15 protein-coding genes and 1 pseudogene are annotated in these 15,151 nt (G+C 57.5%); 7 read left to right on the forward strand and 9 right to left on the reverse strand.

The window, feature by feature from the left end:
• Positions 1 to 21 precede the first annotated feature (21 nt).
• Positions 22 to 882 (forward strand): hypothetical protein, encoded by an 861-nt coding sequence (locus tag H3028_RS09410; RefSeq protein WP_181296755.1) that lies wholly within the window; start codon positions 22 to 24, stop codon positions 880 to 882.
• A 218-nt stretch (positions 883 to 1,100) separates the two neighbouring features.
• The gene (locus H3028_RS09415) at positions 1,101 to 1,700 is read left to right on the forward strand and encodes a hypothetical protein (RefSeq protein WP_181296756.1); all 600 of its coding nucleotides are present in this window, start codon (positions 1,101 to 1,103) and stop codon (positions 1,698 to 1,700) included.
• 418 nt (positions 1,701 to 2,118) lie between these two features.
• On the opposite strand, the gene H3028_RS21255 is transcribed toward H3028_RS09415, so the two are convergent.
• On the reverse strand, positions 2,119 to 2,946 hold the full coding sequence (locus tag H3028_RS21255; protein WP_258237742.1) for a pentapeptide repeat-containing protein: 828 nt from the start codon (positions 2,944 to 2,946) through the stop codon (positions 2,119 to 2,121).
• Positions 2,947 to 3,387: 441 nt separating this feature from the next.
• Between H3028_RS21255 and H3028_RS09425 the strand changes: the two genes are divergently transcribed.
• Positions 3,388 to 4,014 carry a hypothetical protein gene (locus tag H3028_RS09425; protein WP_181296757.1) on the forward strand — a complete coding sequence of 209 codons (627 nt, stop codon included), beginning with the start codon at positions 3,388 to 3,390 and terminating at the stop codon, positions 4,012 to 4,014.
• 237 nt (positions 4,015 to 4,251) lie between these two features.
• Here H3028_RS09425 and H3028_RS09430 read toward each other — a convergent pair whose 3' ends face one another.
• Complete coding sequence (locus H3028_RS09430; RefSeq protein ID WP_258237743.1) at positions 4,252 to 5,190, reverse strand: aminotransferase class IV family protein; 939 nt, start codon at positions 5,188 to 5,190, stop codon at positions 4,252 to 4,254.
• Between the two features lie 4 nt (positions 5,191 to 5,194).
• Here H3028_RS09430 and H3028_RS09435 point away from each other — a divergent pair, with 4 nt between their 5' ends.
• Together H3028_RS09435 and H3028_RS09440 are read left to right on the forward strand one after the other, a co-directional pair.
• Positions 5,195 to 5,503 (forward strand): MerR family transcriptional regulator, encoded by a 309-nt coding sequence (locus tag H3028_RS09435; protein ID WP_258237744.1) that lies wholly within the window; start codon positions 5,195 to 5,197, stop codon positions 5,501 to 5,503.
• Between the two features lie 420 nt (positions 5,504 to 5,923).
• Entirely contained in the window at positions 5,924 to 6,781 is an 858-nt protein-coding gene (locus H3028_RS09440; RefSeq protein ID WP_181296760.1) for a DMT family transporter, read from the forward strand.
• Positions 6,782 to 6,860: 79 nt separating this feature from the next.
• On the opposite strand, the pseudogene H3028_RS21260 reads toward H3028_RS09440, so the two are convergent.
• The 3 genes and pseudogenes from H3028_RS21260 to H3028_RS09450 all read right to left on the reverse strand — a co-directional run.
• A pseudogene (locus H3028_RS21260) lies at positions 6,861 to 7,006 on the reverse strand (LysR family transcriptional regulator); the annotation flags it as partial.
• Between the two features lie 112 nt (positions 7,007 to 7,118).
• Entirely contained in the window at positions 7,119 to 7,313 is a 195-nt protein-coding gene (locus tag H3028_RS09445) for a hypothetical protein (RefSeq protein WP_181296761.1), read from the reverse strand.
• A 413-nt stretch (positions 7,314 to 7,726) separates the two neighbouring features.
• Positions 7,727 to 8,632: a LysR substrate-binding domain-containing protein gene (locus H3028_RS09450; protein WP_181296762.1), complete on the reverse strand. Its 906-nt coding sequence runs from the start codon at positions 8,630 to 8,632 to the stop codon at positions 7,727 to 7,729.
• Positions 8,633 to 8,749: 117 nt separating this feature from the next.
• On the opposite strand from H3028_RS09450, the gene H3028_RS09455 reads away from it, so the two are divergent.
• Positions 8,750 to 9,472 (forward strand): FMN-dependent NADH-azoreductase, encoded by a 723-nt coding sequence (locus H3028_RS09455; protein ID WP_181296763.1) that lies wholly within the window; start codon positions 8,750 to 8,752, stop codon positions 9,470 to 9,472.
• Positions 9,473 to 9,702: 230 nt separating this feature from the next.
• Here the strand turns inward: H3028_RS09455 and H3028_RS09460 are convergent, their stop codons facing one another.
• Genes H3028_RS09460 through H3028_RS09470 form a run of 3 tightly spaced genes read right to left on the reverse strand, consistent with a single transcriptional unit; the run spans position 9,703 to position 12,470 of the window.
• The gene (locus H3028_RS09460) at positions 9,703 to 9,996 is read right to left on the reverse strand and encodes a hypothetical protein (protein WP_181296764.1); all 294 of its coding nucleotides are present in this window, start codon (positions 9,994 to 9,996) and stop codon (positions 9,703 to 9,705) included.
• Between the two features lie 15 nt (positions 9,997 to 10,011).
• On the reverse strand, positions 10,012 to 11,103 hold the full coding sequence (locus H3028_RS09465; RefSeq protein ID WP_181296765.1) for a DMT family transporter: 1,092 nt from the start codon (positions 11,101 to 11,103) through the stop codon (positions 10,012 to 10,014).
• Positions 11,100 to 12,470: an NAD(P)-binding domain-containing protein gene (locus H3028_RS09470; RefSeq protein WP_181296766.1), complete on the reverse strand. Its 1,371-nt coding sequence runs from the start codon at positions 12,468 to 12,470 to the stop codon at positions 11,100 to 11,102. The genes H3028_RS09465 and H3028_RS09470 overlap by 4 nt, the downstream gene beginning before the upstream one ends.
• A gap of 541 nt (positions 12,471 to 13,011) precedes the next feature.
• On the opposite strand from H3028_RS09470, the gene H3028_RS09475 reads away from it, so the two are divergent.
• On the forward strand, positions 13,012 to 13,707 hold the full coding sequence (locus H3028_RS09475; protein ID WP_181296767.1) for a GNAT family N-acetyltransferase: 696 nt from the start codon (positions 13,012 to 13,014) through the stop codon (positions 13,705 to 13,707).
• 122 nt (positions 13,708 to 13,829) lie between these two features.
• Here H3028_RS09475 and H3028_RS09480 read toward each other — a convergent pair whose 3' ends face one another.
• On the reverse strand, positions 13,830 to 15,143 hold the full coding sequence (locus H3028_RS09480; RefSeq protein ID WP_181296768.1) for a TRAP transporter large permease: 1,314 nt from the start codon (positions 15,141 to 15,143) through the stop codon (positions 13,830 to 13,832).
• Positions 15,144 to 15,151: the final 8 nt, after the last annotated feature.

The following is a 15,151-nucleotide window of genomic DNA, read 5'->3' on the forward strand; positions in this document are numbered from 1 at the left end:
ATTTTCATACGAGAGAGCCGGATGCCAACAAAACAAAATCCTTTCTCAATATATGATTTCCTCGGCTATCTGATACCGGGAGCAATTTTGCTGCTGTCAGTATCTGGCTTGCTATCAATATTTAACAATCAGACATTTGATTACTATATCCCTGATCTGCCTGCTACGTACCAAGTTGCGACTTTTTTAGCAGCAGCCTACATCACCGGACATGTAGTCGGAATAATCTCATCATTTAGTATTGAGAAAAGCTACATTCGCCTTAATGGCTATCCTTCTCGCTGCTTTCTGGAGCACAACCCACTCGGCACAGATACCCCCAAAACAAGAATGGAGAAATTTTGGGATACCCATCTTAAAGTCGCACAACTTATTTGCGGTGGCATACTAGGAAATAAATCGTACGCAACAGATGCGCTCAAGCCTCCAATCGTAGAGATCATAAACGCTAAATTGAAGTGTTACTTTTCTAACGAACACAAAAGCAGCGACTTAGAAAAAACCATCCAAAGCGAGTATTTTCACCACATCTATCATTACTGCGTAGAAAACGCACCAAACCATCTTTCGAAGATACAAAACTACGTTGCGCTTTATGGATTAATGAGAAATACGGCATTTACTTGTCTGATAGCCTTTTGGCTGATAGCCATTGAATCGCTAGCCCAAATCAGCCACGCGTTATCCGCAGGTTCAAAATTGGACTTCTCCGCCCCCAAATTAATTGTCGGCTCAGCCGCGCTTTTTTGCTTTTCCATACTCTACCTAGGCTTTGTTAAATTCTATAAAAGGTACTCGCTAGAAATAATAATGGCCTTTTCCGTCACGTATAGCTACAAACCGAAAAGCCATGAGCCTTTTTTAAAGAGAAGACTTCATTAACCAATATGAAGTCAATAAAAGCGAGGTAGCCTGGGAGAAACGCGTGGAAAGGCTTCGCCGTTTTCCACCCTACGCTCCGGCAAAGTCGATGCGTGATCAAAAAGGGGACAGATTTATTTTAGGAAATCAGACAGAAATTATATTGACGTTCTGCTCGATCTGAAGCCCTACAAATAGATTCAACTTTTTCTGGGATATTTAAAAAGGACAAATGCACCTTGAACTCGTTCGACAATGTCTTCACCGGCGTCTTTAGCGGTATTGTCACGACAATCATCCTGTATTTTTGCGCCCTATTTATTCAAAAGGTGGTTAACCCCTGGATTACAAAACTTCGCTATTCCGGGGTAGACCTGTCTGGAAAGTGGTATTGCGCAGATTGCACTATGGCACAGGAGATTACGTTTGATTTAAAACAGAGCGCTAACGTAATTAATGGCAGAGCTCAGTTTCATACCAAAAGCCGGAAACCTAATGCCTCTTATGAGGACATCCGCTCCTTCTCAATCGAGGGTCGCATTGAAGACAGGTTCGTTAGCCTGTTTCTCAAGCACGAGGACCGCCAAAGACTTGGAATAAACAACTACCTGTTAGAAGTTGTTGGCGATGGTAGGCATCTAAAGGGAGTTTTTTGTTTCTATGGCCTCAAAAACCATACCATCATGTCCTCTCCGCAAAACCTGTGGCGAGACAAGGCAAGCGCGCACGAAGACTATTTAGAGAACCGCCAGCAGTTATTTGATCAAAGCAGTAAAATCTTGGCTTTCTCAGGAAACCCAAGCGTTGATACAGAGCCCGACGACGATATTCCATTTTGATGTGGAGCCTTAGCAAGGCAACTTGGAAGCGAGGTTGCCTGGAATAAACGCTCCGGCAACGTCGATGCGTCGGCGGTGTGGGCGGGTGAGATGGCGAGCGTAATTCGGGGACAGACCACGATTTATTGCAATCCTCAATTACCCTTTTCACCTCACGGCGAGTCACTTGACTCGCTTCGCTCGCCCTTCCGGCCAGCCTGCGGCTGTTACTCCGCTGCGCTCCGTTTCTCTTTCTGATTGTTTCCACGCTCCTCGTGGAATGCCGCCCCGGATGCTCCAGCGTGCAAGCTGCAGACCGCTGCCTATCCGAAAGCTGTGGGCGACGCAGAGCGTAGTGGGCTTGCCACTAGGCTCCGCGTGGAGCGCTTACGGGCAACCTGTGAGAACTCAAAGCCTGAAAACCATCAAGAGCTGGTGATCAGACAATGTCCTCCGGCAGCCATTTTTCGACGCCCCTGGGGCCTACATCCCAATTGTGGTAGAGGATTTCGCCGCTCACGAAAGTCCCCCTAGCTCCGGTGAAAATGCATTCGTTGATGTTTGCGTTTCGCAGATCAGCTCCGTCGACCTTGGCCCCAACGAAGCTAGCTCCTCTCAGGTAAGCGCCACGGAGATCAACACCTCGCAAATCCGCATAGTCAAAGTCAGTTTCCCACCCATAAGCGCTAGGCTGAACTACAGGGTCACACGTGACTGTATAGAATTTGGCATTACTAAAGTTTGAGTGACTAGCCTTCTTCACGTCCTGAAACCAGTCATAATGGACAAGGCTTCCGGGTGCCTGCAGATAGCTCATATCAGGAACTTTCTTACGTGTGACTAGACGATTGATCCTTTTGAACAGCAATGAGCTGAAATGAAATCCGCTGAAGTCCACTCCACGCTTGTGGGCAGAGGCTGCAAGAGGAACCCGGTGACGAAGACACTCAACCAGTGCATCGAACTGCAGCAAGAATCGAGCTCTACGGAATATTCCTTCATAGGGCTGCCGCCAAAAGCCTTCGGCAAAACAGTGAGCTGCGTATCGGGCAATCATCCGATCTCTCGTCACAATTTCTTTGTAGGTCAGTCCATACTCTTTGGCAATCAAACGCAAGCAGAGGGAGTAATTAGCGGGCGTTGAGCTGAGTAACTGTGCACGTATCGCTCTGCCCAGAGCCAAAGGGCAGCCGCTCCGTAGCTCATTGAACAGAACAGTAGCATCGGATTTAAAAGCAGACAGCGAAGGGGTGTCAGGAAATTTCATAGCCTATCCTTTCACGGTCAATGCTTAGCCCTAGTGTCAGCTGACCATTCAAGGTGGCATAGAAAGATGTAGCAACGGTGCAGAGGCTTTTCCTAGCTAGGGCTGAACGCCACCGTCATTGGCGCGCAAATAGGTTGGTCAAAAACTACGCTATCGTCAAGCCCGGCTGGAAACCAGGCAGGCGCCAATACTGTTCTCGTCCCAGCTGCCATAGATAAGACCACGTCTGTACAAGACACAGAGTCAAGGCATGCTTGGCTCTGGAAATACGGCCCCGTTGAGGAAATAAAGGGACAGATTTATTTTTGAAGCCGAAGGCGCCATTGCCCAAAATCTAATTAGATACAGGGTGCTTCTGGGTTGTCCGCCCGGCTAGGCGCCGCTACGATCCCACAGCCCGCCCTGCGAGCGCCCTCCGCCCAGCCGAGAAAAGGAATTTCCATGCCTGGCATAAGCCATGTCGCCAATACGTTTCAGATGTTTCTCGCCGACCTGCAAGCACGCCGAGCACATGTGTTACCCCACCTCTCCCAACTGCGGAACGGTTTCGAGGGTTGGCTAAAGATCGAACTGTATCTCTGGCTTATCGAACGACACGGTTTGCAAGCCGGGGTAGACGTCGGAGTCGAGTACAAGGTCTGGCTCGACCAGCGGCGCGGCCAAATGGACCGGGAGACAAAGCAGTGCGACCTGTGGGTGCGCGATGCCGACGCGCATGATCACTACCACTACATCGAGCTGAAAGTCCCATTTGCCAACTACAACCAGGGCAAACTGTTCCTCAGCGCTTCCGACGACTTCTGGTACATGTCGCGGCTGCTGGCGAGCGACCAGTCCTCCTCGACGGGAAGCGCCATCCTACTGGGGGCAGGCTTCGACGAGCAGCCTTGGAGGATGGCCATTAACGAGGCGGTCGAGTACGCCGACAACGACCCGGCCCACGTCCAGCTTGCCGTCGGCACGCTCATGCTGGAAGCAGCGCCTCCACTGCAGTGGGCAGTGATGACCAAGGTTTACCCGACCCGCAGCGTTTCCATGTTGCCGGCTTTAGAGGTAACTCATGAATAATCCGGTCGGCCCTACGTACCAACCATCAGCCCCAAGACCAATAGCAATGGACTAGGGACGCTCGTTCAAAAAGGGGACGGACCAAGAAGCAGAAAAAGGGGACAGATTTATTCCTGCCCCTTCCTGCTCACGTTCCTCCACCCGACTGACAGATTACGCACTGCTCGGCGTGCCTATGGAGCAATGAGGGAACCCGCCGAAGCCGGAGGGGCACCAGTAATAGCTCTCGAGCCATTCTCAGGGAAAGTCAGCTGGCTCAGCCTCGTAGGCCTTGTGCAGCAGCTCGATGAAAGGCCTTGCCTCGTCAATGGCATGGGAGGCGATCGCGGTAACTGGAATCCCCGGCGTCCATGAGTTCATCACTGCTGCACCGGAGAGTTCGTTCAGGCGTTCAAGGGTGATGAACTCGTGGCGCTGCGGCACCTCCAGGCGGGCAAGTTGACGCTGAACCATGCCCATCATGGTGCCTTTCAGCATGTCGGCCTTGGGCCAGATCACCGTATCTCCATCCCAGAACACTAGGTTCCAGATGGTGCCCTCACTCAGATGCCCGCGATCGTCGAGAAACGCCGCATCGTCAAAGCCCTGCCGTATGGCCTGGTGCAGGTAGTAGGTCTTGCCTACTTCACCGACATGCTTGATAGCAGCCAGAGGCCTCTGGTGCGCGATGGCACTCAAGCGTAACGGGCCTTTCGGTCCATCAGACGGAGCGGCGGTGCGCACGAGCACGCCAGGCTCAACATCCATGCTATCGGCGGTGAATTCGCCATGAGGCGAGAAGACGGTGACCGTCACCGATTGATCTCTCGCCCCCTCTTGAATAGCCGTCCGAATGTATGAGCGCAGCAGCTCATCGGACGGCGCCCGGCCAAAAAACTCCAGGGAGGCATTACGCAGACGGTTGAGGTGAAGATCCAGCCCCTTGACCTTGGCGTTTCTCACCTGCATTGCCGTGAAGTGAGCAAACCCTGCGAAAGCCAGAGGGCTCAATTGCGAGGCGGAAGCAGAATGCCCATTGATATAGGAAAGGTATGTGTGCGGATGGATCGCCATGAAATAGCTCCTATGGTGCTCAATTGATCGAGCCCCTATCATCGACCCTGACAGTGCTGTCAGAGTCAAGGCGAAAGAAGCGATGAAAATAGGTGAGCTATCCAAGCGTTCTGGCGTGAGCATAAGAATGCTCCGTTACTACGAAACCGAGGGGTTGCTGAAACCGAAGCGCACCGAAAGTGGGTATCGCGATTACGCACCAGAAGAATTGCGAACCGTCGAGCGCATCAGATTGCTTGGCGCGGCCGGCATGACCTTGGCAACCATCTTGAAGTTCTTGCCGTGCGTGAGAGGTGAAGGTCTCACTTTCGAGCCATGCGATGAACTGCGTAGCGTCCTGCACGAGCAAATCCGTATTGCCGAGCAGAAAGCAGCGGAGCTGGCCAAAAGCCGAAAGGTTCTGGAAAGTTTCCTGCACGAAGTTGAGCGAGACTGAAAGGAAAGGAGTAAACAAGGGACGGATTTATTTCCTGCGCCTTACGGCTCGCATTTTCGCCACACTTTCCTTGAAGCTACCAATAGGTTTCGCGCCTGCACGTCGACCAGAGAAAAGGGGACGGATTTATTTTCTTGTCGCTGGCTCTTCGCTCAGCATCCCGCCGCGTTTTCCTCGTCCCGACCAACAGGTAGCGCCTCGCACGGCGAGGCAATTGGCTCGCTTCGCTCGTCCTTCAGCTGATACTCCGCTGGCTACGTATCTCAGGCGATAAGGTCGTGAACCGCCGTGCCCAAGGCGCTTCTGGGCAGGTTCGAGGAACCTACCGAGGCCATCATCGGCGCAGCGTCTGGACGCCCCCTACGTCGAGGGACCGCCCGGCAAAGCCACAACGCCCATCGGCATACCGAGGACCAACAGTTGAACGATTCAGCCCGCGGTTTGTTGCTCGTGACGATCGGAATTGTCATTCTCAGCTTCGATGGCCTGTTGGTGCGCCTGGCGCAGGCAGATGGCTGGAGCATCGTGTTCTGGCGTGGCCTGTTGATGTTTCTGGCCCTGGGCGTGTTCTCGTTGTCCGCCAGAAGCCGGGCCAGCATCAGGGCGCATCCGCTGATCAGCGCCAGCTCGGCCCTGTTACTGGCGTTGACCTCAATCTTCTTCGTACTGGCGGTGATTCATACGCAGATCGCCAACGTGGTGGTCGTCCTCAGTACGGCACCCCTGTTCGCCGCCCTCTTCACCCGTTTCTTCCTGCGTGAGCAGGTGGCGTTGCACACCTGGCTCGCGATCGGCGTGGCGGCGCTGGGGATCATGGTGGTATTCGCCGGAGCCTTCACCCCGACGGATCTGGCCGGTAACGGATATGCGCTGTTGTCCTCGGCTGCGGTGGGCGCCAACCTCACGCTGTTGCGCCGCCACCCGGCCATCGAGCGGATGCCGCTCATCGCCCTCGGCGGGCTGGCAGCCGCGCTGATCGCGTTGCCCAACGCTCAGCCGTTCAGTCTGGCCGCGCCGAGCTATTGGGCATTGGCGGTCATGGGCCTAGTCCAGATGCCGCTGGCCACGCTGCTGATCAATAACGCGACCCGCTACCTGCCCTCCGCCGAAGTGGCGCTCTTCTATCTACTGGAAAGCGTGCTGGGAACGCTGTGGGCTTGGTATTTCCTGCAGGAGACGCCGGCCAGCTCGACGCTCTATGGCGGAGCGCTGGTCATCGCAACGCTGGTGGTACACGCCGGCTGGACCTTGCGCCCGCGCCCGGCGCTGCCGGCCTGAACGAAGCTGGGAAGCGAGGGAACAGGAATTTGCTTCGTTGAGCAGAGATTGAGCGCGTCAGCTCGCGCCTATCAACCCCTCACCCCGTCACCTCACATAACCCACCCGGCATGGCCATCACCCAACCTCTCACCGCCAGGACCGTCGGATCATCCCGACGGCTCTCCGGATACTTGAGGTGAAATGGCTTGCCCTCCATCTCCGGCCAAACGGCTGCACCAGCCGCCGCTGGAAGAACGAGCGGTGGCGGTAACGTAGGTGGGATCAAGCTTTGCTTGTCCCAGCTGATGCGTGATTCATGCGGCGCTTTGCGCGACGAAGGATCGCCTGCCGGCGCTCATCGCCGCACCTGAACCCGTTTTCGCCCGCGCTTGACGGTCATTGGTGAACAGATGCCGCAGTCGATCAGCCGCGTATCCGGCGGCAGTCCCAGTGCATTGGGCAGCGATTGGCCTGGGGCTGTCAGCACCGTATAGCGGACATATTCCAGCGGCTCATCAACCAGAGTCGTAACGGGTGGGGTTGTGCTCATGCTGCTTTCCTTAGCTCTTCGTGCCGTCCTAGGCGGCTTGGCCGATACGGACGTTGCAGCCTGTGCTGCTCACGTCCGATCAATCATTCCGAAGACATCGGACCGATCAGGAAACAGATAGTGCGACTTCGCGCACATTTCGATTTAGCGCCCGATTAGCTTCGCCTGCCTTGGCTTCGGCGTACCTCGCGCGGCGGCTCTTTTCTCGATCTTTAGCTCGACGATCGGCTGGACCGCCCGCCGCCTCCGGGAATGCGGGAATGCGGGAATGCGGGGAAAAGCATTTCCGCGGAGGTGAGGAAGCGCAATGAGACGTTCCGCGCTGAGCAGATATTGATCACGTCAGTCGATTGCGCGCCAACCTCCCGCCATTGTTCAAGTTTCCGGGAAAAAAGCTCGCGCTTATCGACCTCTCAACCCGTCACCTCGCACAACCCACCCGGCACCGCCAACACCCACTCCCTCACCGCAAGAACCGTCGGGTCATTCCGACGACTCTCCGGGTACACGAGGTGAAACGGCTTACCCTCGATCTCCGGCCCAAACGGCTGCATCAGCCGCCCGTCCCTCAGCTCATCTTCGATCAGCTGACGGCTCATCAGGGCCACGCCTTGGGCGCCAATGGCGGCTGAAATGGCGTGGGTCTCGTCGGAGAAGACCAACCCGGCGCTGACGTCCAGCCCCGGTAAATTGGCAAGTTTCTGCCATGAAGCCCAATGAATCGGGGCGGATGCCGCGCCCTGGGGGCGGAAGTGGATCAGCGAGTGTTTGGGTAGTTCGGCGGCATCGCGCAAACCAAGCAGTGGGCTGCAGGCCGGGACGAAGGTGTTATCGAACAGCTTCTCTGTCACCAACCCCGGCCAGCGACCATCGCCATAGCGAATGGCGATATCCGCCGTGACACCATCGAGCGCCACCGGCTCATGCGAGGCGTGGAAGCGCAGATCGATATCGGGACGGGAATCTCGCAGCATGCATACCCACGGCAACAACCAGCGCACCGCCACAGCCGGCGTGGTGCTGAGTGTGATCGCCTGGCGGCAGGGCCCCGCGCGGAGGCGTTCGACCGTTGCGCTGATGGTGTCGAATGCGGTTTCCAGCGTCTGTTGCAGCTCACGCCCTGGGTCGGTCAGTTCCAGCTTTCGTGGCTTTCGCAGAAACAGCGCAACGCCGAGCGATTCTTCCAGCAAACGAATCTGGTGACTGATGGCCGTGGCGGTGACGGACAGCTCCTCTGCGGCCTGTTTGGCGCTCTCATGGCGGGCGGCCGCTTCGAAGGCCCGCAGTGCGGAAAGCGAAGGTAACCGGCGGTTCGCCATGGCTGAGTTTTCCTCATCTGTACCCGGAAATAATCATCGTTTGTCGCTTACAGAGCCTAAACCTAGCCTGGGTCTACCGCGAATGACAGGTGAATTCATCTACAGAGGAGACCCACCATGACGCACCTTTTGCACCTCGATGCCAGCGCCCGCCCCGGCCTTGCCGGCAAGGACGCACACGGTTCTCACAGCCGCAATATCAGCCAGCGTTTCGTCAGCCAATGGCTGTCCCGCCGCGCGCAGGACAGCATGACCTATCGGGACATAGGCCAAAACCCGCCCTCTTTCGTCAGCCATGACTGGATCGCCGCGGCCTTTACGCCGGAAGAGCGCCGTGAGCCGTGGATGAAGGAGGCGCTGGCAGAAAGCGACAAATTGGTCGATGAGTTGGTTGCAGCTGATGTTTTGGTAATCGGGACGCCGCTCTACAACTTCGACATGCCCGCGGCACTCAAGGCATGGATCGATCAGGTGGTGCGCCTGGGCCGGACGATTGGGTTCGACGAAAGCATACAGCCCGACCCCTACGTTCCCATGCTGGCGGACCGGCCGCGACACGCCGTCATTCTTACCGCCAGGGGCGGCATAGGCTTTGGTCCCGGCGGGGAGATGGCTCACATGAACCACTTGGAGCCGAGCCTGGCGACGGCGCTTGGTTTTATCGGGGTTACCCGCATTCATCAGATCGCGATCGAGGGGCAGGAAATCGGTGGCGAACTGCTCGCTACTTCGGTGGCTCAGGCGCAACGTCAGGTCGATGCCTTGGTGGAAGAGCTTCAGGCGGCGTTTGAGGGTACTGCTCCTTCCTCGGCCCACCAACGGCAGGCCGAGCCTAGCTAGCGAGGCGGCAAAGGAGTAAACGACCTGGCGCTTAGAAAAGGCGTTGCCCTTTCAACCCAACCCCGCTTTCGCGAAAGTTCGCCGTTATAGCTTGGTTACAAAGGTTCGCGCCTGGTACAGGGCAAAGCCACTGAGCACGATAATGACGGCGACGGCGAGGATGTCGGCGCCCGGAAAACCCCAGAATTCAGACATGATGGCTCCTTGGTAGTGGTGGGTAACGCTGGCCGTCAGGCCAGCGCGGTATCGCGCATGCGTTGCCGACCGAAGTCGTTGAGTCGGAACTTGAACAACACCCGACCAGCGCCGAAATAAGCCTCGTCGTCGAGCTTCTCTTCAACGCTCTCGATGATGCCGCTGGAGAACAGATCCGTCAGCGTGACGCGAGTGTTGCCGCGCCAGTAGGCGCCGCTAAGACCAAACTCTTTCATCAACACATCGGTGACTTGCCAGTCCCAGATACCGGCATCCGCTTTGGCATTGATCAGCTGAAGAATGCGGCCCTTCATGTGCAATCTATTCATGGGTTGCTCCTGTGGTCACGCATTGGCCGCATTAGCGGTGGCGCTAGCCGTATTGCTGTCGGTCTTCACGGCGCGTACCACTTCGAGTACTTCGTCGCTCTCCGTGTACATGACGAACCCGCCGATTACGAACAGCGCCAGGCCGGCCAGGAAGTTCCACTCGGGAAACTTGAGCGTGAACGCAGCGAGGAAAACCACCGCAAACAGCCCGTACAGTGCTGCAATCGCTTGCCCGCGCCCTACTCCGATCAGCGGGAAGGACTTGTACCAGGACACATAGCAGAAGGCGAAGGTCACACCCGCCAGCGTCAGCCAGCCAATGGCTGCCCAGTTGAACGTCGCGACGACCAGCTCCACCACCGGTTGATCGGTGAAGAGGTAGATCGCAGGCAGAATCAGCGCGATCCAGTAGAGAACTTCCGCGGTGAATCGCACCGTGATGCCCACATCCGGGTCTGCCACATCCAGCCCGCGGCCAGCGATAGCACCCTCGACACCCCAGCCCAATGCAGCCATTGCGCCACCGAGATAGCCAAGCCAGCCGGCGTCGCCGGTACCAGTGAACTCACCGATGATGCCGGGGGCATAAACGGTCACGCCGCCTGCCAGGATGATGAAGATACCCAGCGCGGCGCGCCGGGTGATCTTCTCCTGATACCAGAGCCTGGCAAGCGTGGCGCCGATGATCGGGTACATCAGCGCCGAGATCGCAGCAAAAGCGCCGCCGATATAACCCATCGCCAAATACGAGCCGAAGATGGCCATAGGGCCGCCGAATAAGGCGCCAATGAAGAACCACTTGGATATGTAGCGCATCTGCCTGATGGTACGAACGTATTCGCCCCATTTACCCAACACCCCATTCCAGACGAACAGGAAGAACAGCACGGCAATGGCGTTGAAGGTGGTCAGCACTGCCGCTGCCAACAGGAACTCGGCGTTGGTGTCGTAGCTCAGGTCGATATAGGGTGCCTCGAACCAGACTGCGGAGCCGGGCACATACCAGGCGCCCCAGAGCACGGCGCACCATAGGGCCCACATGAATCCCCAGCGGATGCTGCTGGAGGTGAAACGCGAGCGCGCCTGGCTCAGGCTTGGCTGACTCATGCGCTCTCCTTTGCTGGCTGGGATTGCTCTTCGTAAAGGAAGGCTTCCAGCGAATCATCCATCGCATCCATCCAGGGCGTATGGTGCCCAGGCGCCAGGGTGCCGGTCAGCGTGGAGCGGTAGCTCTTGTTGCGGTAGCCGAGGATGTCCGCTTCCTTGTGGTGCTCCCACTGCTTGAAAATTTCGGCTACGGCAGTTACGTCGAACGCAGGGTAGTCGGTAGGCTCAAGCAGATCGAGTATGTAGGCTGCCTGAAAATCGATCGCCTCGAAGGGGTTGGCCACTTGCTCCTCGCGGGCCACCCACTCAGTACAGTCTGCCGCCATATCCGGACCTGCCGGCACCTTGATGCGTCCGAGCATCAAATCCCGGGCATACCAGGCCTGGGCATCGAACATGTTGAAGGTGTAGTACTGATCCTGCATGCCGAGGAACATCAGCTTCGGATTGGCCAGGGAAACGATGCCCTTATACAGACCTTCGGGATACAGCCGGTTGTGCGTGTTCAGCGTCAGCTCGTTGGGTAGGAACGGAAAGTGATGCTGATATCCGGTGCACAGGATGATCGCGTCGACCTCCTTGCTGGTGCCGTCCTTGAAGCGGGCCGTCTTGCCAATCACCTCGGTGAGCAGGGGCACTTCGGCAAAGGATTCCGGCCAGTCGAAGCCCATGGGCTTGGAGCGGTAGCTGAACGTGACCGACTTGGCACCGTATTTGTGGCACTGGGTGCCGATGTCTTCTGCGGAGTAGCTACTGCCAATCAGGAGCAGATCCTTGCCCTGGAATTCCATTGCGTCGCGGAAATCGTGGGCATGTAGCACGCGGCCGGGAAACTTCTCCAGCCCTTCAAAGTAAGGCGCATTGGGGGTCGAGAAGTGGCCGGTCGCGACGATTACATGATCGAATTCTTCGGTGCTCAGCTCGTCTTTCTTGAGATCCCGCACCGTGACCGCGAATTTGCCGGTAGTTTCGTCATGGGCGACCCAGTGCACCGCCGTGCTGAAGCGGATGTACTGGCGCACGTTGCTTTTGGCAACGCGCCCCATGATGTAGTCACGCAGCACAGCCCGCGGCGGGTAGGACGGGATAGGCCGGCCGAAGTGCTCCTCGAAACTGTAATCGGCGAACTCTAGGCATTCCTTGGGACCGTTCGACCACAAGTACCGATACATACTGCCGTGGACGGGCTCGCCGTAGGCATCTAGGCCGGTGCGCCAGGTGTAATTCCACAAACCGCCCCAGTCGCTCTGTTTCTCGTAGCAGACAATCTCGGGGACTTCAGCACCGTCGCGACGGGCTGATTCGAACGCACGTAATTGGGCCAGGCCGCTCGGGCCGGCGCCTAGGATGGCGACTCTAAAACTCATAATGACTCCTGTTTACAGGCGATGTGACGTACGCCAGGCGAGAGCGGCCCGGGCGACGATTGAAGCGGATATGAGCGCAGCTCGAACCGACAACGGTTCAGCCATGAGGCTCCGCAGTGAGGCGCACTAACGTCGGTTAACCGATGGCGCGATGTGATGAAGGCAGCATCTGTCGGATGAAACAGACGGCCGGGGGTGGGCAGGCCACCGAGTTGAAACGCGAGTTTTCGAGAAACGCTGGAGGGAAGCGCTCGAACTGGTCAAGCAGAGAAAAAAATACTTGGTAACCCGTATGCCAGTAGCAGCACGGTATCACATCCAGGTGTCTCGTGTTTGCGGCCGCCGGAACACTAGGCTGGATCAGAGCGAATCGGGCCGGATAACCCAGCCCTCGAACCCGACTGCTTTACGGCCGTGAAATGGATCCGCCACGAGCCTTCCCTCGCGAACGAGCGATGAAAAGACCACGATTCCCCATCCTTCGCGCGGTGTACATCGCCGGTACAATGCCACCTTTTCCGCACCGCCCCGGAGCCCGCCCATGTTCACTCTCACCCACCTGAACACCCCGCCCCCGGAATCAATGAAGAGCCAGGTGCTGCAGATGGTGGTGGACTATCTCGGTGACATCAGCCCGGTATCGCTTCCACCGAGCAACCCGTTGTATCAGCTCTATCAATACGTGGTGGGCTTCGAAGTGCATCGTTATCTGGACAGCATGGACGGTGCGCAGGCGGGCAAACCCGAACTGATCATGGCGCTGGATGCTGATGACCCGGCTACCCTGCTCGGCTTCGCGCTGTACCTCCCGTATGTAGATAATCCTGAAGCGTGCTCGCTGCTGTATCTGGCGGTACAGGCCAGCCATCGCCGACAGGGCATTGGGCGGGCGATGATCGAGGCGATGATGGCGCGTTATCCCCATGCGGAAGTGGCGTGCGTGGCGGGCAAGGTGCCGTACTTCGAAGCGCTGGGCTTCATGCCTCTAGCGGCTCGCGGCCCGCAAGTGGTGATGAACACGCGGAGCCAGGCATCCAACGGCTTATTAGCGGTGCAGGACTTGGCTCCCATCTTCCAATCCCAGGAAGTCCGGCAGATTCATAACTATCTGGTGAAACAACACGGCGCAGAGGCCATGGGCGACGCAGAGAAAAACCGTGATCACCTATTCGATGAACTGGCCCTGCAGGCCGACCATCTGATCCAGGCATACGCTCCAGCCAAGCGCTTGCATTGATCGCCTATGACGCGCGCCCACGTAACACCAGATAGGTTCCGCCCGGCACGACGAAGCCTGTTAGCAATCCTGGCGATCATGCCGTCGCGTGCGGCCACGGCACAGGCAAACCAAGGGTTTCTTTACACCCGCGCTTCGCTCAGTATTTGCGGTAGCCACAGCGCGATTTGTGGCCAGCCGGTGATCAGTGCGGCTGCCAGACACATCAGCAGGAAGAAGGGCAGCGCAGCCAGAGCAACGCGACCTATCGGCTCGCCGGACAGCGATTGGATAACGAACAGGTTGAAGCCTACCGGCGGGGTTATCTGCCCGAGCTCCACCATGATCACGAGGAACACGCCGAACCAAACCGGATCGTAACCTGCAGCAACGATCACCGGTAAAGTGATCGGTAGACTCATGACGGTCAATGAGATGCCGTCGAGAAACATACCCAGCAGCACGTAGAACAGCGCGATGGCCAGCAGCAGCAGGACCGGCGAAAGCTGTTGGGCGGCAATCCAGGCTGCCAGTTCGCGGGGAAGATGCAGGTAGGCCATGGCCGCCGACAGCATCGCGGCTGCCACCAGCAGACTGCAGACCATGGCGGAGGTTAGCAGCGTGCCTTTGAGCGCATCGACGATCAGCGCGACGCTCAATTGCCGCTCGGCCAGCAGCAGCAACAGCGAGGCGGTGACGCCGATGGCGGCCGATTCCGACGGGGTCGCGATGCCGCTATAGATGGCCCCGATGACCAGGCCGATCAGCAGCAGGATCGGCATCAGCAGCCCCAGTGCACCAAGCAGACTGGTGTCGCCGCGCGCTTCTCGCGGCGCGATTCCCGAGTTTGCGATGGCGCGCAGCATGACGAAGCCGGAGAACAGCGCCGCCATCATCAGGCCGGGTAGCAGACCTGCCATGAACAGCTTGATGATCGAAACCTCGGCCTGCACACCGTAAACGATCATGATGATCGAAGGCGGGATCAGCAGCCCGAGACTCCCCGCGCCGGCCAGCGAACCAAGCGACAGGTCGCGGTCGTACCCGCGGTTCGCCAGCTCGCGAGTGGTGATCTTGCCCACCGTGGCGGTGGTCGCCGCGCTGGAGCCGCAGACCGAGGCGAACAGCGTCGAGCCGAACACATTGGTGTGCAACAGCCCGCCCGGTAGGTAACGCGTCAATGGCGCCAGGCCTCGGAACAAGCGCTCCGAGATGTCCGACCGAAAGATCAACTCGCCCATGAGAATGAACAAGGGAATTGCCGCAAGCTCCCAGCTGTTGCTTGCGCGAAACAGGATTTTCGACATCATCAGGCCGATGCGCTCGAACCCGAAGCCGCCGAAGCCCCACAGTGAAAGAATCGCCGCCAGGGCCAGCGCGGCGAATACCCAGACGCCGAGCGCCAAGGTGGTGAGCAGGATCGCGACGACGCCAAGAGCGACTACGATCATGTCCATGCTTGCTC

Source organism: Pseudomonas sp. Q2-TVG4-2, assembly GCF_013620795.1.
Classification (GTDB): domain Bacteria; phylum Pseudomonadota; class Gammaproteobacteria; order Pseudomonadales; family Pseudomonadaceae; genus Stutzerimonas.

Coding starts and splice junctions, on each gene's coding strand:
- H3028_RS09410 (WP_181296755.1), top strand. CDS start 22: ATGCCAACAAAACAAAATCCTTTCTCAATATATGATTTCCTCGGCTAT.
- H3028_RS21255 (WP_258237742.1), bottom strand. CDS start 2,946: ATGAAATTTCCTGACACCCCTTCGCTGTCTGCTTTTAAATCCGATGCT.
- H3028_RS09425 (WP_181296757.1), top strand. CDS start 3,388: ATGCCTGGCATAAGCCATGTCGCCAATACGTTTCAGATGTTTCTCGCC.
- H3028_RS09430 (WP_258237743.1), bottom strand. CDS start 5,190: ATGCTCACGCCAGAACGCTTGGATAGCTCACCTATTTTCATCGCTTCT.
- H3028_RS09435 (WP_258237744.1), top strand. CDS start 5,195: ATGCTCCGTTACTACGAAACCGAGGGGTTGCTGAAACCGAAGCGCACC.
- H3028_RS09445 (WP_181296761.1), bottom strand. CDS start 7,313: ATGAGCACAACCCCACCCGTTACGACTCTGGTTGATGAGCCGCTGGAA.
- H3028_RS09450 (WP_181296762.1), bottom strand. CDS start 8,632: ATGGCGAACCGCCGGTTACCTTCGCTTTCCGCACTGCGGGCCTTCGAA.
- H3028_RS09455 (WP_181296763.1), top strand. CDS start 8,750: ATGACGCACCTTTTGCACCTCGATGCCAGCGCCCGCCCCGGCCTTGCC.
- H3028_RS09460 (WP_181296764.1), bottom strand. CDS start 9,996: ATGAATAGATTGCACATGAAGGGCCGCATTCTTCAGCTGATCAATGCC.
- H3028_RS09465 (WP_181296765.1), bottom strand. CDS start 11,103: ATGAGTCAGCCAAGCCTGAGCCAGGCGCGCTCGCGTTTCACCTCCAGC.
- H3028_RS09470 (WP_181296766.1), bottom strand. CDS start 12,470: ATGAGTTTTAGAGTCGCCATCCTAGGCGCCGGCCCGAGCGGCCTGGCC.
- H3028_RS09475 (WP_181296767.1), top strand. CDS start 13,012: ATGTTCACTCTCACCCACCTGAACACCCCGCCCCCGGAATCAATGAAG.
- H3028_RS09480 (WP_181296768.1), bottom strand. CDS start 15,143: ATGGACATGATCGTAGTCGCTCTTGGCGTCGTCGCGATCCTGCTCACC.